Origin of the sequence: Corynebacterium ureicelerivorans (assembly GCF_000747315.1) — a bacterium.
GTDB classification, from domain to species: Bacteria; Actinomycetota; Actinomycetes; order Mycobacteriales; family Mycobacteriaceae; genus Corynebacterium; species Corynebacterium mucifaciens.
The window spans coordinates 1,805,508-1,827,365 of the sequence record NZ_CP009215.1; the positions used below are offsets into that span (position 1 = coordinate 1,805,508).

The 21,858-nt window shown below is 65.5% G+C and carries 25 protein-coding genes, 3 tRNA genes and 1 pseudogene; 7 read left to right on the forward strand and 22 right to left on the reverse strand.

Going from position 1 to position 21,858, the window contains the following annotated elements:
• Window positions 1-19: 19 nt before the first annotated feature.
• Window positions 20-295, reverse strand: a complete 276-nt coding sequence (locus CUREI_RS08910) for a DUF3618 domain-containing protein (protein ID WP_038612845.1) — start codon at window positions 293-295, stop codon at window positions 20-22.
• A 79-nt stretch (window positions 296-374) separates the two neighbouring features.
• Here CUREI_RS08910 and bcp point away from each other — a divergent pair, with 79 nt between their 5' ends.
• Entirely contained in the window at window positions 375-860 is a 486-nt protein-coding gene (bcp, locus tag CUREI_RS08915; RefSeq protein WP_038612847.1) for a thioredoxin-dependent thiol peroxidase, read from the forward strand.
• Between the two features lie 15 nt (window positions 861-875).
• Here bcp and CUREI_RS08920 read toward each other — a convergent pair.
• Window positions 876-960 (reverse strand) — tRNA-Leu (locus CUREI_RS08920).
• 114 nt (window positions 961-1,074) lie between these two features.
• Here CUREI_RS08920 and CUREI_RS08925 point away from each other — a divergent pair.
• Together CUREI_RS08925 and CUREI_RS08930 are read left to right on the forward strand one after the other, a co-directional pair.
• On the forward strand, window positions 1,075-1,527 hold the full coding sequence (locus CUREI_RS08925) for a hypothetical protein (RefSeq protein WP_236627178.1): 453 nt from the start codon (window positions 1,075-1,077) through the stop codon (window positions 1,525-1,527).
• Entirely contained in the window at window positions 1,524-1,874 is a 351-nt protein-coding gene (locus CUREI_RS08930) for a DUF3817 domain-containing protein (protein WP_038612851.1), read from the forward strand. The genes CUREI_RS08925 and CUREI_RS08930 overlap by 4 nt, the downstream gene beginning before the upstream one ends.
• Window positions 1,875-1,929: 55 nt before the next feature.
• Here the strand turns inward: CUREI_RS08930 and CUREI_RS08935 are convergent, their stop codons facing one another.
• The 9 genes from CUREI_RS08935 to clpS form a co-directional block, all read right to left on the reverse strand.
• Entirely contained in the window at window positions 1,930-2,304 is a 375-nt protein-coding gene (locus CUREI_RS08935) for a lipoprotein (RefSeq protein ID WP_038612853.1), read from the reverse strand.
• Window positions 2,305-2,326: 22 nt separating this feature from the next.
• The gene (gene rdgB, locus CUREI_RS08940) at window positions 2,327-2,926 is read right to left on the reverse strand and encodes an RdgB/HAM1 family non-canonical purine NTP pyrophosphatase (protein ID WP_038612855.1); all 600 of its coding nucleotides are present in this window, start codon (window positions 2,924-2,926) and stop codon (window positions 2,327-2,329) included.
• A complete protein-coding gene (gene rph, locus CUREI_RS08945) occupies window positions 2,920-3,648 on the reverse strand; it encodes a ribonuclease PH (RefSeq protein WP_038612857.1) in 729 nt (242 codons plus the stop codon). The genes rdgB and rph overlap by 7 nt, the downstream gene beginning before the upstream one ends.
• 23 nt (window positions 3,649-3,671) lie before the next feature.
• A complete protein-coding gene (locus CUREI_RS08950) occupies window positions 3,672-4,439 on the reverse strand; it encodes an MBL fold metallo-hydrolase (protein WP_038612859.1) in 768 nt (255 codons plus the stop codon).
• A gap of 53 nt (window positions 4,440-4,492) precedes the next feature.
• Window positions 4,493-5,296 (reverse strand): glutamate racemase, encoded by an 804-nt coding sequence (murI, locus tag CUREI_RS08955; RefSeq protein ID WP_236627180.1) that lies wholly within the window; start codon window positions 5,294-5,296, stop codon window positions 4,493-4,495.
• A gap of 10 nt (window positions 5,297-5,306) precedes the next feature.
• A complete protein-coding gene (locus tag CUREI_RS08960) occupies window positions 5,307-6,053 on the reverse strand; it encodes a rhomboid family intramembrane serine protease (protein WP_084768518.1) in 747 nt (248 codons plus the stop codon).
• 64 nt (window positions 6,054-6,117) lie between these two features.
• Entirely contained in the window at window positions 6,118-7,071 is a 954-nt protein-coding gene (locus CUREI_RS08965; protein ID WP_038612863.1) for a P1 family peptidase, read from the reverse strand.
• The gene (locus CUREI_RS08970) at window positions 7,071-7,610 is read right to left on the reverse strand and encodes a DUF2017 domain-containing protein (RefSeq protein WP_038612865.1); all 540 of its coding nucleotides are present in this window, start codon (window positions 7,608-7,610) and stop codon (window positions 7,071-7,073) included. The genes CUREI_RS08965 and CUREI_RS08970 overlap by 1 nt, the downstream gene beginning before the upstream one ends.
• Window positions 7,611-7,618: 8 nt before the next feature.
• Window positions 7,619-7,918, reverse strand: a complete 300-nt coding sequence (gene clpS / locus CUREI_RS08975) for an ATP-dependent Clp protease adapter ClpS (RefSeq protein WP_038614337.1) — start codon at window positions 7,916-7,918, stop codon at window positions 7,619-7,621.
• A 91-nt stretch (window positions 7,919-8,009) separates the two neighbouring features.
• Between clpS and CUREI_RS08980 the strand changes: the two genes are divergently transcribed.
• Window positions 8,010-9,356, forward strand: coding sequence for a nicotinate phosphoribosyltransferase (locus tag CUREI_RS08980; RefSeq protein WP_038612867.1), 1,347 nt, complete (start codon window positions 8,010-8,012; stop codon window positions 9,354-9,356).
• 3 nt (window positions 9,357-9,359) lie between these two features.
• The gene (locus tag CUREI_RS08985) at window positions 9,360-11,324 is read left to right on the forward strand and encodes an ATP-dependent DNA helicase (RefSeq protein ID WP_038612869.1); all 1,965 of its coding nucleotides are present in this window, start codon (window positions 9,360-9,362) and stop codon (window positions 11,322-11,324) included.
• On the opposite strand, the gene CUREI_RS08990 is transcribed toward CUREI_RS08985, so the two are convergent.
• From CUREI_RS08990 to nrdF, 3 genes are all read right to left on the reverse strand, one after another.
• The gene (locus tag CUREI_RS08990; protein ID WP_407919158.1) at window positions 11,314-12,042 is read right to left on the reverse strand and encodes a peptidyl-tRNA hydrolase; all 729 of its coding nucleotides are present in this window, start codon (window positions 12,040-12,042) and stop codon (window positions 11,314-11,316) included. The genes CUREI_RS08985 and CUREI_RS08990 overlap by 11 nt on opposite strands.
• A gap of 81 nt (window positions 12,043-12,123) precedes the next feature.
• Window positions 12,124-13,881 carry an aa3-type cytochrome oxidase subunit I gene (gene ctaD, locus CUREI_RS08995; protein ID WP_038612871.1) on the reverse strand — a complete coding sequence of 586 codons (1,758 nt, stop codon included), beginning with the start codon at window positions 13,879-13,881 and terminating at the stop codon, window positions 12,124-12,126.
• A 274-nt stretch (window positions 13,882-14,155) separates the two neighbouring features.
• Window positions 14,156-15,145, reverse strand: coding sequence for a class 1b ribonucleoside-diphosphate reductase subunit beta (gene nrdF / locus CUREI_RS09000; protein WP_038614341.1), 990 nt, complete (start codon window positions 15,143-15,145; stop codon window positions 14,156-14,158).
• A 97-nt stretch (window positions 15,146-15,242) separates the two neighbouring features.
• On the opposite strand from nrdF, the gene CUREI_RS09005 reads away from it, so the two are divergent.
• Entirely contained in the window at window positions 15,243-15,956 is a 714-nt protein-coding gene (locus tag CUREI_RS09005) for a FadR/GntR family transcriptional regulator (protein ID WP_038612873.1), read from the forward strand.
• 9 nt (window positions 15,957-15,965) lie between these two features.
• On the opposite strand, the gene nrdE is transcribed toward CUREI_RS09005, so the two are convergent.
• The 4 genes and pseudogenes from nrdE to ykgO form a co-directional block, all read right to left on the reverse strand.
• The gene (gene nrdE, locus CUREI_RS09010; RefSeq protein WP_038612875.1) at window positions 15,966-18,131 is read right to left on the reverse strand and encodes a class 1b ribonucleoside-diphosphate reductase subunit alpha; all 2,166 of its coding nucleotides are present in this window, start codon (window positions 18,129-18,131) and stop codon (window positions 15,966-15,968) included.
• Window positions 18,132-18,247: 116 nt separating this feature from the next.
• Window positions 18,248-18,664 (reverse strand): annotated as a pseudogene (nrdI, locus tag CUREI_RS09015) (class Ib ribonucleoside-diphosphate reductase assembly flavoprotein NrdI); the annotation flags it as partial.
• Between the two features lie 157 nt (window positions 18,665-18,821).
• The gene (nrdH, locus tag CUREI_RS09020) at window positions 18,822-19,052 is read right to left on the reverse strand and encodes a glutaredoxin-like protein NrdH (RefSeq protein WP_038612877.1); all 231 of its coding nucleotides are present in this window, start codon (window positions 19,050-19,052) and stop codon (window positions 18,822-18,824) included.
• A 253-nt stretch (window positions 19,053-19,305) separates the two neighbouring features.
• Window positions 19,306-19,428: a type B 50S ribosomal protein L36 gene (ykgO, locus tag CUREI_RS09025; RefSeq protein ID WP_038612879.1), complete on the reverse strand. Its 123-nt coding sequence runs from the start codon at window positions 19,426-19,428 to the stop codon at window positions 19,306-19,308.
• Between the two features lie 123 nt (window positions 19,429-19,551).
• Between ykgO and nadE the strand changes: the two genes are divergently transcribed.
• Window positions 19,552-20,367, forward strand: coding sequence for an ammonia-dependent NAD(+) synthetase (gene nadE / locus CUREI_RS09030; RefSeq protein ID WP_407919146.1), 816 nt, complete (start codon window positions 19,552-19,554; stop codon window positions 20,365-20,367).
• Here nadE and CUREI_RS09035 read toward each other — a convergent pair.
• From CUREI_RS09035 to CUREI_RS09050, 4 genes are all read right to left on the reverse strand, one after another.
• A complete protein-coding gene (locus tag CUREI_RS09035; protein WP_038612883.1) occupies window positions 20,364-21,125 on the reverse strand; it encodes a fructosamine kinase family protein in 762 nt (253 codons plus the stop codon). The genes nadE and CUREI_RS09035 overlap by 4 nt on opposite strands.
• Window positions 21,118-21,558, reverse strand: a complete 441-nt coding sequence (locus tag CUREI_RS09040) for a methylated-DNA--[protein]-cysteine S-methyltransferase (protein WP_038612885.1) — start codon at window positions 21,556-21,558, stop codon at window positions 21,118-21,120. The genes CUREI_RS09035 and CUREI_RS09040 overlap by 8 nt, the downstream gene beginning before the upstream one ends.
• Window positions 21,559-21,606: 48 nt before the next feature.
• Window positions 21,607-21,682, reverse strand: a tRNA-Ala gene (locus CUREI_RS09045).
• A gap of 43 nt (window positions 21,683-21,725) precedes the next feature.
• Window positions 21,726-21,798 (reverse strand) — tRNA-Ala (locus tag CUREI_RS09050).
• Window positions 21,799-21,858: the final 60 nt, after the last annotated feature.

A 21,858-nucleotide genomic window follows, 5' to 3' on the forward strand; every position in this document is an offset into this window, starting at 1 on the left:
CTCGCTTGGTGCGCCGAACTTAACGGTTGGCCAGCAGCTTCTGCAGCTCCTTGAGCTCGCTCTTGCGCTTGCGACCGTTGTACGCCTTGATGCCGATCAGTGCGGCAATGCCGGCGACGATACCGCCGAGCACCTTCTGCACGGTCGAGTCCTGCAGCCAGCCAGCCGCCTCGTTCTTCGCGTTGCCGGCCAGCGTCTTCGGGCTGGTGCGGTCCGCGAGCTCGTCGAGGGTGTTGGCGAGCTGCCCGCGGGTGCGCTCAAGGTCGCGCTCGATGTCGTGAATGTCTCGTGCCACTTTGGAAAACTCCTACGTCTACGTTGACTTTTTCAGACTCACGTCTTTTCGTCTCCACAGTAGTGTAAAACGGGAAACCATGAGTGAGCCGATCAGACTGGAAAAGGGCGACACCGCCCCCGCCTTCACCCTCAAAAATGACCGCGGGGAAGAAGTGTCGCTTGCCGATTTCGCAGGCCAGCGAGTCATCGTTTACTTCTACCCCAAGGCAAATACCCCGGGTTGCACCACGGAGGCATGCGACTTCACCGACAGCATGGAGCAGTTCCGAGACGCGTCCGTAACCGTCTTGGGCGTGAGCCCCGACCCCGTGGACAAGCTGGCCAAATTCCGGGCCGACCACAGCTTGGGCATCGAGCTGCTTTCCGACGAGCCAAAGGCCACCCTCACCGAGTACGGCGCCTTCGGCGAGAAGAAGAACTACGGCAAGGTGGTCCAGGGCGTCATCCGCTCAACGTTCTTGGTCTCGGTCAACGACGCAGGCGTTGGAACCATCGGGCAGGCCCAGTACAACGTGAAGGCCACCGGTCACGTGGGCCGCATTCTGCGCGACTGGGATATTTAAACCCCTCGAAATTAATGGTGCGCCCGGAGAGACTTGAACTCTCACGCCATAAGGCACTGGAACCTAAATCCAGCGCGTCTGCCAATTCCGCCACGGGCGCGTCGTCGATGGATGTTACACGTCGCGCCGCCGCGACTGCTAACCGCGGCGCCGGTGACACACCGCATCAAACTTTCGTTTGGTCTTTCCAGGTCGGCGGGTAGACTGACGCCTTGTGAGCGACGAATCGAAGGATGTTGAGGGTACCCAACCGGTGCGCCAACGAGAGCGCGTTCGCGTGCGGTGGTGGCACATCGTCTTGCTCATCACCGCAGCAGTGACCTGCCTCCTGCTTGCGCGCTGGCAGTGGGAGCGCTACCAGTCTGGCTCCGGCACCTTCCAAAACCTCGGTTACGCACTGCAGTGGCCGTGCTTCGCCGCATTTTTCGTTTACGCCTACCGCGCAGGCATACGGATGGAAAACGACAAGATCGACGCCGAGAATGCGGGCTTAACCATGGACGACCTATACGAGGCCGACGTGGCGAAGTACGGCGTCGACAACGGCCCGACCGAGATCGACGAGAACTTTCTGCCCTCCCGCCCGGACATGGACGTGGAGGAATACAACGCACTCGTCGCCCCTCGCCGCGAGAGGCGCAATGGATATGAAGGAGAACGAGCATGACACAGCCCGCACGGATCCACCCGGAACGTCAACGTCGCGTCAAGCAGGCGCTGCAGCTGTTCTCCATCACCGCGTGGGTGACCGGTGTACTCCTGCTCCTGCTGGTCGCCCGCATGATCATGCAGTACGGCCTGGGCATGAACGTGGATTATCTTTCATGGGTTGCCCGAGTGCACGGTTTCGCATTCGTGGCGTTCCTGATGGCCTCGCTCAACCTGGGGTCGAAGGCACGCTGGTCCGGCGGCACGTGGATCGCCACGGCGCTCTCCGGCGTCGTGCCGTTCATGTCGTTCGTCATTGAAGACAGGCGGCGCAAGGAAGTCAAAGAAGCGTTCCAGCTCTCCTAACTGCACAAAGAATGAAGGCCCGGCAGGATTGTCCTGCCGGGCCTTCGCTCGTTGCCTACTCTTCGCCGGTCTTGGTCAGCACCATCACGCCAACTTTCTCCGCCTGACCGTTTTGCGGGCTCAGCGTCAGGGTGTCGCCGTTGCGCTCCGCCTCGTACTTGAGGTCCTGGTGGGTCAGCGGGTCCTCGAGCTTGAACTCTTTATCGTCGCGCAGGCAGTTCGCCTCGTTGGTCTCGCCGTCGGTCTCGGTCATCTGCCATTCACAGTCGCCGCCGTCGATCGAGATGGTGGCGCTGCCGCCGCCGGAGCCCTCCTGGGTAGCGGTGATGTCGCCGCTCCACTCGCCGTCAAAATCGCCCGATTGGCCGCAGCCGGCAAGCAGGGCGCCGGAAGCCAGAACAGTTCCTACAAGTGCAATCGTTTTCTTCATTCCTCCACTGTAACCAATTACCTCACGCCAACGCTGCGATGTGCGGGGCCAAGGCGCGAAGCGCTTTGCCACGGTGGGAACGCGCGTTCTTTTCCTCGGCTGTCAGTTCCGCGGAGGAGCGGCCGTCCGCATCGGCGGGCTGAAACAGCGGGTCGTAGCCGAAGCCGTTCTTACCGCGCGGCTCGCGCAGCAACTCACCCTCCCACCGGCCTTCGGCCGTGTGTTCCTCCCCCGCCGGTGTGGCCAGTGCGCAGCAGGAGACGAATGCTGCGGCACGCTCGTTGATGTCCGCCATCTGCGCGAGCAGCAGGTCGTTGTTTGCTTGGTCGTCGCCGTGAGTGCCGGACCAGCGCGCGGAGAGGATGCCGGGCATGCCGTTCAGCGCCTCCACTGTCAGACCGGAATCATCTGCCACGCACGCCAGCCCGGTGGCCTTTGCCCCGGCGCGGGCCTTCAGCAGCGCATTTTCCGCGAACGAGAGGCCGTCCTCGACGGGGTCCGGGTATGCCGGCGCCTCGTTGAGCGAGACCAGCTCCACACCGTCGATGTTCAGCTCGCGGAGCACCTGCTCCAGCTCGCGGACCTTGCCCTGGTTCCGAGACGCAACGAGGACCTTTACCATCCCAGCGCCGCCTTCTGCGCCGCAATGAGCTCCTCGCAGCCCTGAGCGGCCACGTCGAGCATCTCGCCGAGCTGCTCGCGGCCGAACAGGCCGTGCTCGCCGGTGCCCTGGATCTCCACGAAGTTGCCGCCCTCCTGCATGACCACGTTGAGGTCCACCTCGGCGCGGGAATCCTCCTCGTAGGGCAGGTCCAGGCACACGCGGCCGTCGATAATGCCTGCGGAAACAGCGGCCACTGGCTTGAGCAGCGGTTCACCCGGGACCACCCCGCGCTCTTTAAGCACCGCGACAGCGTCGGCGAGCGCGACGTATGCGCCGGTGATGGAGGCGGTACGCGTGCCGCCGTCTGCCTGCAGTACGTCGCAGTCCAGCTGGATGGTGTTCTCGCCGAGCTGGCTCAGATCCACCGCGGCCCGCAGCGAGCGCCCGACTAGGCGGGAGATCTCGTGCGTGCGGCCCTTCACCTCGCCCTTCATGGACTCGCGCGGCATGCGCTCGTGGGTGGCGGAAGGCAGCATGGCGTACTCGGCGGTGAGCCAGCCCTCGCCGGAGTCCTTCTTAAAACGGGGCACGCCTTCTTCCACCGAGGCTGTGCACATGACGCGTGTGCTGCCGAACTCCACGAGCACGCTGCCCGCCGGGTTTGAGGTGAAGCCGCGGGTGATGCGCACCGGGCGCAGTTCGTCGAAAGCGCGGCCGTCGAGGCGCGAAAATTCAGTCATGCGCCCAAGGGTAACGCAGCCGGCTAGACGTCGAACGTGGCACCGGCGACGCCGAGGACGATCTCGCCGTCGAACTCGGCGCGGGCCGCCGCGAGCACCTCCTGCGGGTTCGCCCAGGGCTGGATGTGCACGAGCACCAGGGTCTTCACACCAGCTTGCTGGGCGATGCGCCCGGCTTCCCGGCCCGAGAGGTGCATGCTCTCGGTCTTGCCCTCAGAGGTGGCACCCCAGGCGGCCTCGCAGAGGAAGAGGTCGGCGGCCCGCGCTGCGTCGATAAGCGTCGGCGTCCACCCGGAGTCGCCGGAGAACGTGATCACCTTGCCGGCAGCGTCCTCGATGCGCAGCGCGTGCGACTCCTGTGCTGGGTGGACGACGTCGAACGGGGTGATGGTTAGGCCGCTGACGTGTTCCGGTTGCCCGGCGCGCCAGGCGGTGAAGTCGAAGGTGTCGGAAATATCGTCCAACTCCCCCGGCCCGTCGGCGCTCATGCGGCCGAAGTGCTCCGGCGCGTATGACGGCCCGATGAGACGGTGCCGCTCGGTGGCCGGCGCCGTCGGATGGTAGCGGCGCCACACCAGCAGCGAGGGAAAGTCGGAGCAGTGGTCGGCGTGGAGGTGGCTGAACACGACGTGCGCCGCAGCAGGGTCGAACCGCTCCTGCATCGCGGCCAGGGCCCCCGGGCCGAAGTCCATCACCACGTCGGTTTCGCCCGGCACCGAGATAACGTAGGAGGAAGCTGGGTTGCCGGGCGCGCCCAGGCTCCCGGAACACCCGAGGATGGTCAACTGCATGGATTCACTCTGCCACGAACGGCCGCGAAATTCCTACTAAAAACGCGAACGTCTCATCCACGGCCCACGGCACGCACCGGCGGGGCCAGGAAGCGGCGTGCCAGCGCGTCGAAGGTGTCGGGGTCGCCGGTGGATTCGAAGATGTGGGTGGGGGCGGAATCCTCGCTGTGCAGCATTTCGCGTTCGGTGAGGACACGCAGGACGTCCTTCGACGTCTCCTCCGCCGAGGAGACGAGCGTGACCTCATCCCCCACCGCAATTTGGATCACGCCGGAGAGCAGCGGGTAGTGGGTGCAGCCCAGCACGAGGGTGTCTACGCCCGCTTCGCGCAGCGGCGCCACGTAGCCGCGGGCCACCTCGAGGACGTCTGTGCCGGACGTCTTGCCCTGCTCCACAAAGGGCACGAACTGCGGGCAGGCGGCGGCGGTGATCTCCAGCCCCGGGTGCACCGAGAACAGGTCCTGGTAGGCGCCGGAATTGATGGTGCCCTGGGTGCCGATGACGCCGATCTTGTGGTTGCGCGTCGTGGCGATGGCGCGGCGCACCGCGGGCTGGATGACCTCGATCACGGGAATGTCGTAGCGTTCCCTGGCGTCGTGCAAAAACGCGGCGCTCGCCGTGTTGCACGCGATGACCAGCATTTTGCAGCCGCGTTCCACCAGCTCGTCGGCAATGCGCTGCGAGTGTGCGCGCACATTCGCAATGGGCTGCGGGCCGTACGGCCCGTTGGCGGTGTCGCCAATGTAGATCAGGGACTCGCCCGGCAACTGGTCCATCACCGCGCGGGCGACGGTGAGACCGCCCACCCCAGAGTCGAAGAGCCCGATAGGTGCGTTGTTGCCGGCGAAAGATTCCACGCCGGACATCCTATCCCCGCCTACGCGCCTGCTTTTCAAGCGCTTTCGCCTGCTTCTTTGCCGCCAGTGCGGGCGGGTCGTCGGAGGTGATCCCCATGCCGGCAACGAACCCGCCGACTGCGCCGAACAGGTGCGCCTGCCAGCTCACTCCCTCGGTGCCCGGCAGCACCCCGTAGATCAGACCGGAGTAGAAAAAGCCCAGGACGAGGCCGGTGAGGATTTGGCTGAGCGAGCGGTTGAAAAAGCCGCGGACGATAAGGTACGTCAGCCAGCCGTACACCAGGCCGGACGCGCCAATGTGGTTGGTGCCAACGCCGCCGAGCAGCCAGGTGCCAAGGCCGCCGATGAGCACCACCAAGCCGGTGACCTCCCAAAACACCCGCTTGCCGGAGTAGCCCACCAGGTACGCGAACAGCGCCCCGGGCAGCGAGTTGGAGACGATGTGCTCCAGGTTCGCGTGCAGCAGCGGGGCGGTGACAATGTAAGGCAGCCCGTAGGGGTCCAGCGGGTGAATGCCAAACCCTTGCAGCCACGGGAAAAGGATCTGGAGGATAAACACCCCCCAGATCACCGCGAGGAAGCCCGCCGCGAAACGCAGGCCCGTCTTCCGCCGCGCTTTTCTTGTCGACGGCCTCCGGTTGCGAGGCAGATTCTGCCCCGGTGCCGCGTACGGGTTATACGGGAGCTGTCCTGCTTGGCCGACTTGGCCCGCCTGGCCGTAGCCCCACCCCTGCGGGGCGCTGTTCTGGTTACTCATCGAGGTTGGAGTGTAGCCGGTCACCCAGGCCCCGGGCAGTGTTTACCGTCGGCTTACCGCTGGCTTACCGCTCGACGAGGTCGCGCCACGCAGTGACCCCGAATGCGCTATCGGCGCCGACAACGGCACTCACAATCGCCGCCTGCACCGCCCCCGCGGCGGCTTCGCCGAGCACCGCGAGCACCTCGACGTCGCGCACCGGTGCTTCCTCGACGGCGGTGGATACCGCGAACAGCGTGTCCCCGTCCAGGGGCGAATGGGCTGGGCGTACCGCGCGGGCGATGCCGTCGTGGCCCGTCATGGCGATGCGTTTGAGCTGCGCTTTGGTCAGCGGCGCGTCGGTGGCGATTACCCCGATGGTGGTGTTGAGCTTCGGTGCCGGCCGCTCGAGCCGGCGAAACCGCTCCAGGTCCACGGCGGGCTGGGAGGGATCGCCGTAAAGCAGTCCCGTCGCCGGGTCAATGACGGAGCCCACCGGGTTGGCAACGACGCACGCCGCGACCGTGTACCCCGCCGCCGTGGCGGACGCGTGGCCCACGCCCCCGCGCAGCACCCCGGCGGTGGCGCCGCAGCCCGCGCCGACGGAGCCGGACGTCAGGTCAGATCGCTCGGTATCGAGCGCCGTCGCGACCGCGGCGGCGCCGTCGGCCGCACCCGGCCGGTGCGACGCCTCGCCGACGACCAGATCGAAAATCACGGCTGCCGGGACAATCGGAACACGCGGTCCGGGCGCGCCCTCCCCGAATACGGGGAAGCCCCGGCCGCGCCGCTCCAGCTCGGCCATGGCGCCGTCGGCCGCGGCGAGCCCGAACGCGGAACCGCCGCACAGCATGATGGCGTGGACGCGCTCGACGGTGTTGTGCGGCTCCAGAAGGTCGGTCTCGCGCGTGCCTGGTCCGCCGCCGCGCACGTCCACCGCGGCCACCATCCCGGCCGGGTCCGCCGCCACGAGGGCGGTGACCCCCGTGTCGCCGAGGGAGGTGTGCGCGGTGAGGACCGAAGGGGCGTTGAGAAGCATTAGCCCATCAGGGCTTCCAGCAGGGAGTCCTGGCAGAACGCGAGCCAGTCGATCAAACGCTGGCGGTCTTCGCGCGCGGCCTCGCTGCCGGAATCGTCCGCGGAGGCGTAGAGGCGCATGTCGTTCAGCGCGGCGATGAATTGGTGGGCCTCAGCCTCTTCAATCGTCACCTCGACGCCGCCGGTGGGACCAAGCGCGGCATTCACCACCTGCAGGTTGGTCAGCTTCGCGCGGATGATGTCGTTTTCGTGCAGGCTGCGCAGCAGCCCGTTGTCGCCGTCGAACTCCTCGTCGCCCTCGCGTTCGAAGTCCGGGAGCAGACGGGCCAGCCGCGGATCCGCCGGCGCCTCGGTGTGGCCGGTGGCAACGCCGAGCATCTCCGCGAAGTCGTCCTTCGGCGCGGACTGGGCGCGCGCAATGAGCGCCTCCGAGACGGTGGCGGTGAGGTCGCCGATCACCTCGCGCTCCAGCGGGTCGAAGACGGTGGAGTACTTCGGTGTGGTGCGCATCAGGCCCTTTTTCCTACGCCACGGCTGCATAGTCGCCCCTACCCTGCCTGCTGCATTGTCGCCCACAGGCCGGCGGTGTGCAGCTTCTTGACGTCGGTTTCCACCTTGTCCTTCTCCCCGGAGGAGACCACGGCTTTGCCCTCGGTGTGCACCTGCATCATCAGCTCGGTGGCGCGCTTCTTGTCGTACCCCAGCACGGTTTGGAAGACGTAGGTGACGTAGCTCATGAGGTTCACCGGGTCGTCCCAGACGATGCACAGCCACGGCAGGTTCTCGCTCGGGGCCACATCGACATCCACGGATTCATCTAATTCCGGGGTTGCGAGCGGCGAGCCCATACGCGCGGCACGATGCGCCGCAGGGAAATCGGCTGAGGAAAACATGTGAACCACCCTACCGTCTCGGACCGGCAAGGTAGTCTGGCTCACCATGAACGAGACTCCCACCCACTCCACCGGCACGCGGGGCTCAACCGCTTTCTTTACAGACATGTACGAGCTGACCATGCTCGATGCCGCGTTGAAGGACGGCACCGCGCAGCGGGAATGCATTTTCGAGGTGTTCGGCCGCCGGTTGCCCAACGAGCGGCGGTACGGCGTCGTCGCGGGCACTGAGCGGGTGCTCGACGCCATCACGAAGTTCCGCTTCACCCAGGACCAGCTGGACTCTGCAGACTTTCTCTCGCCGCAAGCGCGGGAGTACCTGGCCAACTACAAGTTCTCCGGCCAGATCGACGGCTACCGCGAGGGAGACCTGTACTTCCCCTACTCCCCCATCATGACGGTGCGTGGCACGTTCGCGGAGTGCGTGATCTTGGAGACGGTCATTTTGTCCATCCTCAACTCGGATTCCGCCGTGGCTTCGGCGGCCTCGCGCATGGTCTCCGCGGCTGATGGGCGGCCGATCATCGAGATGGGCTCGCGCCGCACCAACGAGCAAAACGCTGTGTCCGCGGCCCGCGCCACCTACATCGCCGGCTTCAACGCCACCTCCAACATGGAGGCCTCGCTGCGCTACGGCATCCCCGCCTCCGGCACCTCGGCCCACTCGTGGACCCTGCTGCACGTTGACGAGGACGGCCGCCCGGACGAGAAGGCGGCGTTCCAGGGGCAGATCGATTCGCTCGGCGTGGACACCACGCTGCTGGTGGACACCTTCGACATCACCAAGGGCGTGGAGAACGCCCTCGCGGTCGCGGGGACCGAGCTGGGCGGGGTGCGCATCGACTCGGGCGATCTCGGCATCGTGTCGCGCCGCGTGCGCAAACAGCTGGATGAGGCGGGCGCCTTCAACACCCGCATCATCGTCTCTTCTGACCTGGACGAATTTGCCATCGCCGGCTTGCGTGGCGACCCGGTGGACGGCTTCGGCGTGGGCACCTCCGTGGTAACCGGTTCGAGCGCCCCGACCGCCGGCCTGGTGTACAAACTCGTTGAGGTTGAGGGCCACCCGGTAGCCAAGCGGTCCTCCGGCAAAATCACCCACGGTGGCGGAAAAACCGCGCTCCGCGCCTACCGCTCCTCCGGTGTGGCCGTGGCCGAGGTGGTCCTTCCGCTCGGCACCGAGGTGGCGCACAAGCCCAACCTGGAGTACCGGGAGATGACCGTGCCGCTCATCCGCGACGGCGAAATCGTGGACGGCCAGCCCAGCATCGACGAGATCCGCGAGCTGCATGCCGCAGCCCGCAAGACGCTGCCGTGGGAAGGCCTCGCCCTCTCCCGGGGCGAGGTTGCCATCCCCACCAAGTTCATCGGCTTCCCGGAACCGACCGAGTAGGCCGTGGCACAAGAAGAACCGCTGAACCAGTCCACCACCGACTTGCTGGCGGCAGCCGTCGAATCCCTCGGCGGGGCGCGCCGGCCAGGCCAGGTCAAGATGGCCGAGGCCGTAACCAACGCGTTGGAATCCGAACGTCACCTTGCGGTGCAGGCCGGCACGGGCACCGGCAAGTCGCTGGCGTACCTCGTCCCCGCCATCCGCCACGCCCAGACGCACGACACCACCGTGGTGGTCTCCACCGCAACGATCGCGCTGCAGCGTCAGCTCGTCGATAGGGATCTGCCCCGCCTCGCCGACGCGCTAGAGCCGCTGCTGCCCGAACGCCCCACATTCGTCATTCAAAAAGGCCGCAACAACTACGTCTGCCTGCATAAGCTCTCGCTTGACGACGCACCTTCGGACTCCCTCATCGAGGAAGAGGACCTGTCCTGGCTGGGCAAACACGTCAAGCGCGTGGCCGAGTGGGCGCAGGATACCGAGACCGGCGACCGCGACGACTTGGTCCCCGGCGTGCCGGACATGGCGTGGCGGCAAGTGTCCGTGACCTCTAACGAATGCCTGGGGGCCTCCCGCTGCCCGCACGGCGAGGAGTGTTTCGCGGAAATCGCCCGCGAGCGCACCAAGGATGTCGACGTGGTGGTGACCAACCACGCGCTGCTGGCGATCGACGCGCTGGCCGATGTCGCGGTGCTGCCTGAACACGACGCGGTGATCATCGACGAGGCCCACGAGCTCGACGGCCGCATCACCTCCGTGGCCACCGCCGAGATTTCGGCTCGCGCGCTGACGATGGCCGCACGCCGCGCCAGCAAGCTGGGCGCGTCCCGCGACACCCTCGAGGACGTGATCGACGACTTCACCGCCGCCATCGACGTGGAGGCACCCGGCCGCTGGGAGACCATCTCCGACCCGGCCCGCGGCGCCTTTGCGGCGCTGCGGGACGCCCTGTGGAAGACCCGCACCGGCATTTCGGATGCCCCACCGGGTGAATCCGAGAACGACCCGGAGCGGTTCGCCGAACGCGCCAACCTGAAAAACCACCTGGAGGACCTGCACGACGCTGTCGTGCGCATCCTCGAGGTCTTCGACGAGCCTGACCCCGCCAAGCACCTGGACGTGGTGTGGCTGACCCGCTCAGAACGCTACGGCGATTCCGTGTCGGTGGCGCCGCTGTCCGTCGCGGGGTTGCTGCACGAGAAGTTGTTCGGCGAGCACACCGTTGTGCTCACATCCGCCACGCTGACAGTCGGCGGCAATTTCAACGCGATGGCCGCCTCGTGGGGCCTACCTAAGGGCACCTGGGACGCGCTGGACGCGGGCACGCCGTTCGACCCGGCCAAGTCCGGCATCCTCTACACCGCCACGCATCTACCCACCCCGGGCCGGGACGGCCTGACGGCGGCAACCCTCGACGAAATTGCCGAGCTGATCACCGCCGCGGGCGGGCGCACCCTGGGCCTGTTCTCCTCCCGCCGCGCGGCTGAGCAGGCTGCGGAGGCGATGCGCGCGCGCCTACCCTTCGACATCCTGCTCCAAGGCGAGGATTCGACAGGTGCGCTCGTGGACGCGTTTGCCAAGAACGAAAACTCCTGCCTCTTCGGCACCCTCACCCTGTGGCAGGGCGTGGACGTGCCGGGCAGCGCGTGCTCGCTGGTCATCATCGACCGCATCCCGTTCCCCCGCCCCGACGACCCCCTCCTACAAGCGCGCTCCAACGCCGCGGACGCTGCGGGCCGCTCCGGCTTCATGGAAGTCTCCGCCACCCACGCGTCGCTGCTCATGGCGCAGGGCGCCGGCCGTCTGCTTCGCTCTGTCACCGACCGTGGTGTGGTTGCCGTCTTGGATAACAGGCTGGCCACGAAGCGCTACGGCTCATTTATCAGGCGCAGCCTCCCCGCGTTCTGGGACACCACGGACCCGAACGTTGTGCGCGGCGCGCTGCGAAGGCTCGTGGCTAAGCAATAGCGACAACGGTGGTCGACCCAGGCGCGACCTCCGTAAACCCGGCGTCTCGCACCGGTACCGACCCCTGGTGGGAGCACAGCCGCCTAAACTCCGCGGCGTCAACCTCTCGCACGTTCAGCGGAAAACCCGCCTCCGCCCACCGCCACACCCACGCGGTATCGCGCGCGGCCGCGAGCAACATCGACGCGTGGCCGACCTGGGCCGCAGCCTTGCCTGCCGACATCCCCAGCGAGGCGTCCACGGCGATGAGCGGCGCGGTGTCGTCGAGGGGCAGCTCTTCACCCGGCTCCAGCTCGGTGCCCTTGATTTGGAGCTTGGCAATCTCGTGCGGCACGTCCGTCACCGCAGACGGCACAAAAGCCCGCACCGAACCCACCGTGACGCCCGGAAGCGCCTGCACGTCGTCCCACGGCTTGTTACGCGCACGGCGCGCCACCTTGCGGATGCGGTGCGAATACCAGGCATCCAGCCCAGTACGCCAAAAGCCCTCCTCACCAGCGCGCGGGTCCAGGCACACCGACACCGCAGCCCGGGCGGCATCGTTGAGCACCGCGTTGCGCGTCGGCGGGTCCTGCTTGGGAAGGTTGATCACCAACTGCATCGCCTGGACGGTCTGCGGATCGTCCGGATCCTCCGAGCGGGCCTTGTAGTCCCCGGAGACACGTTGCTGGAGCAGCTGGTGGGCCGCGGTGAAATTCGGATCAATCACCCCGGCCAGGGTACTCCCCCGCCCACGACCCCGGACACGGCAAAACCCCCGCCGAAGCGGGGGTTCGTTCAGGAGGCCGGTACGAGAGTGCTAGCCCGTGGTGCGGGCGTTGCCCTCGCTGGCGGCGAACTCGTGGGTGCCGCTCTTGCCGGATTCGCTGTGGCCTACGTGCGCCTCGCGGCGCAGGGTCTCCACCATGTGCGGGTAGTGCAGCTCGAACGCGGGGCGCTCGGAGCGGATACGCGGCAGGGCGGTGAAGTTGTGGCGCGGCGGCGGGCAGGAGGTTGCCCACTCCAGGGAGTTGCCGTAGCCCCACGGATCGTCGACGGTGACGATCTCGCCGTAGCGCCAGGACTTGAACACGTTCCAGATGAACGGCAGGAAGCCGATACCCAGGATAAACGCGCCGATGGTGGACACCTGGTTCAGCAGCGTGAAGCCGTCGGTGTCCAGGTAGTCAGCGTAACGGCGCGGCATGCCCATGTTGCCCAGCCAGTGCTGGACCAGGAAGGTCATGTTGAAGCCGACGACGGTGAACCAGAAGTGGATCTTGCCCAGCTTCTCGTCCAGCATGCGGCCGGTCATCTTCGGGAACCAGAAGTACACGCCGGCAGTGGAAGCGAACACCACGGTGCCGAAGAGGGTGTAGTGGAAGTGCGCAACAACGAAGTAGGAGTCGTGCAGGTGGAAGTCCAGCGGCGGGGAGGCCAGCATGATGCCGGTCAGGCCGCCGAACAGGAAGGTGAACAGGAAGCCTGTTGCCCACAGCATCGGCGTCTCAAAGGTGAGGTGGCCGTTCCACATGGTGCCCAGCCAGTTAAAGAACTTCACACCGGTCGGAACCGCGATGAGGAAGGTCATGAAGGAGAAGAACGGCAGCAGAATGGCGCCGGTGGCGAACATGTGGTGCGCCCACACAGCCATGGACAGGCCACCGATGGCCAGGGTCGCAAAGACCAGGCCGATGTAGCCGAACATGGGCTTGCGGGAAAAGACCGGAACGATCTCAGAGATCACACCGAAGAACGGAAGCGCCAGCACGTACACCTCGGGGTGGCCGAAGAACCAGAAGAGGTGCTGCCACAGGATGGTGCCGCCGTTAGCGGTGTCGTAGATGTGGCCGCCCAGTAGACGGTCATACAGCACGCCCATTGCCGCAGCGGTCAGCAGCGGGAAGATCATCAGCGCGAGGATCGAGGTGACCAGGATCGTCCACACGAACGGCGACAGACGGAACATGGTCATGCCCGGCGCGCGCATGGTCAGCACGGTGGTGAGCATGTTCACGGCGGATGCGATGGTGCCCACACCGGTTGCGCCGACGCCGACGACCCAGAGGTTCGCGGAGACGGACGGGGTGTGGACGGCGTCTGCGAGCGGCATGTACATGGTCCAGCCGAAGTCTGCCGCGCCGCCCGGGGTGATGAAGCCCAAGAGCATGCACACGACACCAACGGTGGTAACCCAGAAGCCGAACGCGTTCAGCCGCGGGAACGCCACGTCCGGCGCGCCGATCTGCAGCGGCAGCACGTAGTTGGCAAAGCCCCAGACGATCGGGGTACCGAACGCGAGGAGCATCACGGTGCCGTGCATGGTGAACAGCTGGTTGAACTGCTCGTTGGACAGGAACTGCAGGCCCGGGCTGAACAGCTCAGCGCGGATGAGCAGCGCCATCAGACCGGCCACAAAGAACCAGACGAAGGACATGATGATGTACATGATGCCCAGTTCTTTGTGGTCGGTCGTGGTGAGCTGCTTGTAAAACTTCGAACCCTTACGGGCGTTGCCCGTGGGTTCGGGGCGTGTCGGCGGGACGTAATTGTCCAGCCGCGGTGCCACAGCGGTCATTTGATCCTCCTGACTACAGCAGCCGCCCCTCCCCGAAACCAGGCCGGATCGGGCACAACTGCCACGAGTGATACCGGATCAGCATAACGTTCCGCACATTGTTTTTCCAGCCTCCCACAACGGTGCCCCCGTGCGGGGTAAACGCACCGGGAGGTGAAACGCACGGGGCGCGTGACAACGCATGTGGCTATCCCCCGCAGCAAACGCGGAAGCCCCGGCTCGCTGGGGGCGAACCGGGGCGTGTGTCTCCGAAGGGACGTCGAGAAGCAGCTGCCTAGAAGTCCCAATCGTCGTCTTGGGTGTCCTCGGCACGGCCGATGACGTAGGACGAACCGGAGCCGGAAAAGAAGTCGTGGTTCTCGTCCGCGTTCGGCGACAGGGAGGCGAGGATGGCCGGCGAGACCTTGGTCTCATCCGCCGGGAAGAGCCCCTCGTAGCCGAGGTTGTTCAGTGCCTTGTTGGCGTTGTAGCGCAGGAAGCGCTTGACGTCCTCGGTCCACCCGAGCGAGTCGTAGATGTCTTCGGTGTACTGGTTTTCGTTCTCGTACAGGTCGTAGAGCAGCTCGAACGCGTAGTCCTTCAGCTCCTCCTTGCGCTCCTCGCTCTCCCCGCGCAGCGCAACTTGGTACTTGTAGCCGATGTAGTAGCCGTGCACCGCCTCGTCGCGGATGATCAGGCGGATGATGTCGGCAGTGTTGGTCAGCTTGGAGTGCACGGACCAGTTCAGCGGCAGGTAAAAGCCGGAGTAGAAGAGGAAGGACTCGAGCATCACGGAGGCGATCTTGCGCTTCAGCGGGTCATCGCCCCGGTAGTAGCTCATAATGATCTTCGCTTTGCGCTGCAGGTACTCGTTTTCCTCGGACCAGCGGAACGCGTCGTTGATCGCGGGCGTATCCGCCAGCGTCATGAAGATGTTGGAGTACGACTTCGCGTGCACGGACTCCATGAACGCGATGTTGGTCAGCACTGCCTCCTCGTGCAGCGAGGTTGCGTCCGGCAGCAGTGAGACCGCGCCAACGGTGCCCTGGATGGTGTCTAACAGCGTCAGGCCGGTGAACACGCGCATGGTGGCCTGTTTTTCCTCGTCGGTGAGGGTGTTCCAGCTCGGGATGTCGTTGGACACCGGGATCTTTTCCGGCAGCCAGAAGTTGCCGGTCAGGCGGTCCCACACCTCGAGGTCCTTGTCGTCCGGGACGCTATTCCAGTTGATAGCCTTCACCGGTGTGTCGTGCGATTCCAAGAAACGCGCGTAATCCTCAGTCATGGCGACCATCCTACTTCCGTGTCAATCTCGCGTCGGAGCATGCCTTAGACTACTGCGGTACGAGCCAGAACGTCGTCCATACAAGGAGGTGGCGCCCATGGCCGAACGCGGCCGTCGGTCCTCTCAACCCCTGCTTTCGTCGATCTTGGACACCCTCGGCGAGGAAATTGTCTCGGGCAAGCAACCCGAGGGCCACACGTTCACGCTGCACGACTTGTCGGAGCGGTTCGACATCTCCCGCACCGTGGCCCGCGAGGCGATGCGCGCGCTGGAGCAGCTCGGCCTCGTGTCGTCGTCGCGCCGCGTGGGCCTGAAGGTCCTGCCGCAAAGCGAGTGGAACGTCTTCGACCACGCGGTCATTTCTTGGCGGCTGCGCAGCGACGAGCAGCGCCCGGCGCAGCTCGCGTCACTGCGTGAGCTCCGGGATTCCGTCGAACCCGGCGCGGCCCGCCTTGCGGCCACAAACGCGACACGGGAGCAGGCGCGCCGCTTGCGCGAGCTGGCGGAGCAGATCGTGGAGCTCGCCGGCCAAGACGCGGGAAACTCCGAGGCTTTCCAGGAGGCGGACCTGGAATTCCACGCGCTGATGCTGGAGGCATCCCGCAACGAGATGTTCATCGCGCTCACACAGCCCATCATGGGCATCATGAGCGGCCGCGCGCTCTACGGCATCATGCCGGACGACCCGCACGTGGACACCATGCAGATCCACGTGGAACTCGCCGCGGCGATCTCCCGCGGCGACGCTGACGCGGCGGAGGATGCCTCCCGGCGACTCCTCCGGGGCGTCAACGACTTCATGGAAATGTAGCGCTACACGCTACAGCATGCAGGAGACGCAGCCGTCGATCTCGGTGCCCTCCAGCGCCATCTGGCGCAGGCGGATGTAGTACAAGGTCTTGATCCCCTTGCGCCACGCGTAGATCTGCGCGCGGTTGATGTCGCGCGTGGTCACGGTGTCCTTGAAGAACAAGGTCAGCGACAGCCCCTGGTCAACGTACTTCGTGGCCACTGCGTAGGTGTCGATGATCTTTTCAAAGCCGATCTCGTACGCGTCCTTGAAGTACTCGATGTTCTCGTTGTCCATGTGCGGCGCCGGGTAATACACGCGGCCGATCTTGCCTTCCTTGCGGATCTCAATCTTGGAGGCGATCGGGTGGATCGAGGACGTGGAGTTGTTGATGTAGGAGATCGAGCCGGTCGGCGGAACCGCCTGCAGGTAGCGGTTGTAGATGCCGTCGCGGGCGATGTCCGCCTTCAGCTGCGCCCACTCCTGCGCCGTCGGCACCGAGATATCCGACTTTGCAAACAGCTCCTTGACCTTCTCGGTTGTGGGCTGGAAGTCTGCCGGGTCGTAGCGGTCGAAGAACTCGCCGGTGGCGTACTCGGACTGAGCAAAGTCCGCGAACGCGGTGCCCTTTTCCACGGCGATTGTGTGGGAGGCGCGGAGGCACTGGTACATCACGGCGGCGAAGTAGGCGTTGGTGAAGTCCAGGCCTTCCTCGGAGCCGTACTCGATGTGCTCGCGCCCCAGGTAGCCGTGCAGGTTCATCTGCCCCAGGCCGATCGCGTGCGAGGCGTCGTTGCCGTCGCGCACCGGCGGCACAGAATCAATGGACGTCTTGTCCGCGACGGCGGTGAGCGCGCGGATGGCGGATTCTACCGTGCGGGCGAAGTTGTCGGAGTCCATGGCCATCGCGATGTTCAGCGAACCCAGGTTGCAGGAGATGTCGTGGCCGGTCTCCGCGTAGGTCAGGTCGTCGTTCAACACCGACGGGGAGTTGACCTGCAGGATCTCCGAGCACAGGTTGGACATGTTGATGCGTCCGGTCTTCACCGGGTTCGCTCGGTTCGCGGTGTCCTCGAACATGATGTACGGGTAGCCGGACTCGAACTGGATCTCGGCGATGGTCTGGAAGAACGAGCGCGCGTTGATCTTGGACTTGCGGATGCGCGGGTCCTCCACCATTTCCTCGTACTTCTCGGTCACGGAGATGTCCGCGAACGGTACGCCGTAGACGCGCTCGACATCGTACGGGGAGAACAGGTACATGTCGTCGTTGCGCTTGGCCAGCTCGAAGGTGATATCCGGGATGACAACGCCGAGCGAAAGGGTCTTAATGCGCACCTTTTCATCCGCATTCTCGCGCTTCGTGTCCAAGAAACGCATGATGTCCGGGTGGTGGGCGTTGAGGTACACCGCGCCCGCGCCCTGCCGCGCGCCGAGCTGGTTGGCGTAGGAGAAGGAGTCCTCCAGAAGCTTCATCACCGGGATGACGCCGGACGACTGGTTCTCAATGTGCTTAATCGGCGCGCCGGACTCGCGGATGTTGCTCAGCAGCAGCGCCACGCCGCCGCCGCGCTTAGACAGCTGCAGCGAGGAGTTAATGGCGCGGCCGATCGATTCCATGTTGTCCTCGATGCGCAGGAGGAAGCAGGACACCAGCTCGCCGCGCTGGGCCTTGCCCGCGTTGAGGAAGGTCGGCGTCGCCGGCTGGAACCGGCCGGTCATAATCTCGTCGACCAGCGCGGTGGCCAGCTCCTCGTTGCCGTCGGCGAGGAACAGCGCCGTCATGGACACGCGGTCCTCGAACCGCTCGAGGTAGCGCCGGCCGTCGAAGGTCTTCAGCGTGTACGAGGTGTAGTACTTGTACGCGCCCAGGAAGGACTTGAAGCGGAACTTGTAGGAGTACGCGCGCTTAAACGTGTCCTTAATAAAGGACCAGTCGTACTTCTCAATCGTTTCCGGCTCGTAGTACTTGTTGGTGAGCAGGTAATCGATCTTTTCTTCCAGGTCGTGGAAGTAGACCGTGTTCTGGTTGACGTGCTGGAGGAAGAACTGGTTCGCCGCCTCGCGGTCTTTGTCGAACTGGATCTGCCCGTTCTCGTCGTAGAGGTTCAGCAGCGCGTTCAGCGCGTGGTAGTCCAGCTGGCCGTGCTCGTTGACTGGCTCCGGGACATTCTTACCCAGGGTCTGGCTCGTCACTTCTCGTCCTTCACGTTTGTTCGTTTGTATTTGCCGGCGTACTTCTCGCGCAGCCGCGCCAGCCGCTCGGATTCATCCGGGGCGTTTTGCTTATCGACGGCCTCCGGTCCCCCACGCAGCCCCAACCTCCCAGCGTTCTGGGCCAGTTGGCTACGCACATGCGCGACGTCCTCGGCCGAGCCCATGAGCTCGAACCGGTACAAATACGGGACCTTACACTTGTCGGCGATAACCCTCCCGGCAAGGCAGAAATCCGCCCCGAAGTTCGAGTTGCCGCCGGCGATGACACCTCGGATCAGGGCTCGGTTGCCTTCGTGGTTGAGAAACCGGACCACTTGCCCCGGCACGGGCCGTGAGTTGCCACCGCTCACGCTCGCCCCGCCGCCGTACGTGGGGCAAATGAGCACGTACGGCTCGTCGACAACAAATTGCGGGTCCGTCCTGCGCAACGGGATGCGTTTGGACGGGAGGCCGAGCTTCTCCACAAACCGCTTGGTGTTTTCCGTTGCGGAAGAGAAGTAGACCACCAGCATGGCCGACGCCTTTCTTCGTGTGCGGTTACCGTTTGCCTGTCACAACCCCGCCCCACACGTAAATCCAGCTACTAGGTTCCAGCTATTCGCCGTTTTTGGCGGGTTAGCTGGGTCGTACTAGCTGGATCTGTGGTGGTTCGGAGCGGGGGGACACGGCCTACGCGGCCGCGGCAAGGCCCTTGATGCGGTCCGGGCGGAAGCCGGACCAGTGTTCGCCGTTCGCCTCCACAACCGGAGCCTGCACGTAGCCGAGCGCCATCACGTAGTCGCGGGCCTCGTCGTCGAGGGAGATGTCCACCGTGGTGAATTCCAGGCCAGCCTTGGTCAGGGCCTTCTCAGTCGCCTTGCACTGCATGCAGGCCGGCTTGCTGTAAACGGTGATCGACATGATTTCCTGGCTCTTTCTCTCCGACGATTTCGCATGTCCCGGGATCCCGGGGCGACACCAAGAAACACTATACCTTGGGGCAAACTTCGGCAACCGCTACTATATATAGTAGTTACACCGGTGGTATTCCCAGGATAGCGCCGGGAAATCACCTACATGTAGTTACTCTGTTGACGAGGCGGGGTTTGGGGCGAAGCTGACGTCGTAAAGCAAAAAGCCCCGCCACCATAAGGTGACGGGGCAGGATGCGCGCTTAGCCCTGGCGAGCCTTGAAGCGGGGATCCTTCTTGTTGATCACGTAAACCTTGCCGTTGCGGCGCACAACCTGGGCGCCCGGCTTGTTCTTCAGCGACCGAAGCGACTTGCGGACCTTCATCGGGCGCTCCTTTCTGCTCGGATTACCTGCAAATAGCGACGCACGGCGGGGTGCCGTGTCGCAACACGGGGGTAAATGTTACACACCAGACGCCGTGAATCAAAACCCCCTACCATGAGCGCCATGCAATCTGACATCATCGCGGCCCTCGGCGTGGCCCCCAGCATCGACCCGGAGGCGGAACGCAACCGCCGCGTGCAGTTCCTGGTGGACTACCTGGCCGCAACCGGCGCGAAAGGGTACGTGCTGGGCATTTCGGGCGGGCAGGACTCCACTCTCGCGGGTCGGCTGGCCCAACTCGCGGTGGAGCAGCGCCGCGCGGGGGGCGAGGACGCCACCTTCGTGGCCGTGCGCCTGCCCCACGGCGTGCAGTCGGACGAAGACGATGCGCAGCTCGCGCTGCAGTTCATCCAGCCCGACGAGACGGTCACCGTGGACATTGCGCCCGCCACCGCGGCCATGTCCAACGCGGTCGCGGATGCGTTGGGGGGAGGCGGCCTGGGCGACTTTAACAAGGGCAACGTCAAGGCGCGCATGCGCATGATCGCGCAGTACGCGATCGCCGGCGAGCGGGGCCTTCTCGTGATCGGCACGGACCACGCCGCGGAGAACATCACCGGGTTCTTCACCAAACACGGCGACGGCGCCGCGGATCTTGTACCCCTCGCCGGGCTGAACAAGCGCCAGGGCGCCGCGGTGCTGGAGCACCTGGGTGCGGAGCCACGCCTCTGGGAGAAGGTGCCGACCGCGGACCTCGAGGAGGACCGGCCCGCCCTCCCCGACGAGGAGGCGCTCGGCGTGACTTACGCCCACATCGACGACTACCTTGAGGGCAAACAGATCCCGCGCGAGGCCGCAGAGCGCCTCGAGCACCTGTGGCGGCTGGGACAGCACAAGCGTCACCTGCCCCCTGGCCCGGGCGACACCTGGTGGCGCTAGCCCACCACGCGCAGGGTCTCCTCCGCCGCCCGCACTAGCGCCTGGCCATACGACGGCCCGTGCGTCCACGCGTGCACCGCCAGCGGGTGCAGCTGGTGCACGGCGATGCGGCGCTGCCAATCGGCGCCCAACTCTCCCCCGGCGTCGAGGTACCCGTCCACGATCGCGCTGAAGTGCGGCGCGCCGAAGAGCTCCAGCATGGCGATGTCGGTCAGCGGGTGGCCGCCATGCGCCGCAGGGTCGATGAACCGCGGCCCCTCCGGCCCGAACAGGAGGTTGCCAGCCCACAGGTCGCCGTGGAGGCGCGCCACGGGGGCGTCCTCGTCCTCCACGAGCAACGCGTCGCACGCTTGCTTTACGATGTCCAAGTCTCCCCCGCCCAGGTTGCCTGCCTCGGCCGCCTTGTGCGCGAACGGGAGCACCCGCTGCTCCACGTAGAAGGTGGCCCAGCGTTCGGTGGGCTCGCACGTCTGCCGTCGCGTGCCGATGAAGTTCGGCCCGTCCCACCCGTCTGCGGGCGCGCCGAACGCGGCCGCGCCCATGGCGTGGATGGCAGCCAGCTCCCGGCCGGCCTCGCGCGCGGCATCCACCGTCGGCCGGACGGAATCCACGCGCTCGATGGTCACCGTGTTGGCGGTCTCATCCAGCTCCAGCACCTCGACCACCGCCGTGGAGCCCTCGCGCAGCCAGCGCAAGTAGGCCGCCTCCGCGGCGGCAGCTCCCGGCGCGCTTCCGTGCTTCACAAATACATCAGACATCGATGCCCTCCATTCGCAGTAGAACACGCTTGGCTTCTACCCCGCCACGGTAACCGCCAAGCTGGCCGTCGCTGCGCAGCACCCGGTGGCACGGGATGAACAGCGGCAGCGGGTTCGTGGCGCACGCGCTGCCCACCGCGCGGACCGCCCGCGGGTTGCCCACCGCGCGGGCTAGTTCCGCGTAGGTGGTGGTCTCGCCGTACGGCACTGTCATCAGCTCGCGCAGCACCGCCTCGCGGAAGGCGGTCACTCCCCGTAGGTCCAGCGGCACTGTGAACTCCCGGCGGGTGCCGGCGAAGTATTCAGCCAGTTCCTGGGTGGCGAGGGGTGCGGCCGGAGGTGCGTCGATAGGCAGGGGCTCCCCCTCGAAGCACACCCTGGACACGCCGCGCGCCGTGGCGGCCAGACGCAGCGCGCCGATCGGTGAATCCATGTACCCAGAGTACGAAAAACCGCCCGGCTGAAACAGCAGGGCGGTTCATGGTGGAGCTAACGGGATTCGAACCCGTGACCCCCACACTGCCAGTGTGGTGCGCTACCAGCTGCGCCATAGCCCCGTTGCGGCGGCTGGGCCACCACAGCGAATATGGAGTTGTGGAGTGGAGCTAACGGGATTCGAACCCGTGACCCCCACACTGCCAGTGTGGTGCGCTACCAGCTGCGCCATAGCCCCTTGGATAACTCACGTAAATATACAGCCGGGCGAGCGGGCCTCCAAATCCCCAGCGGGAAA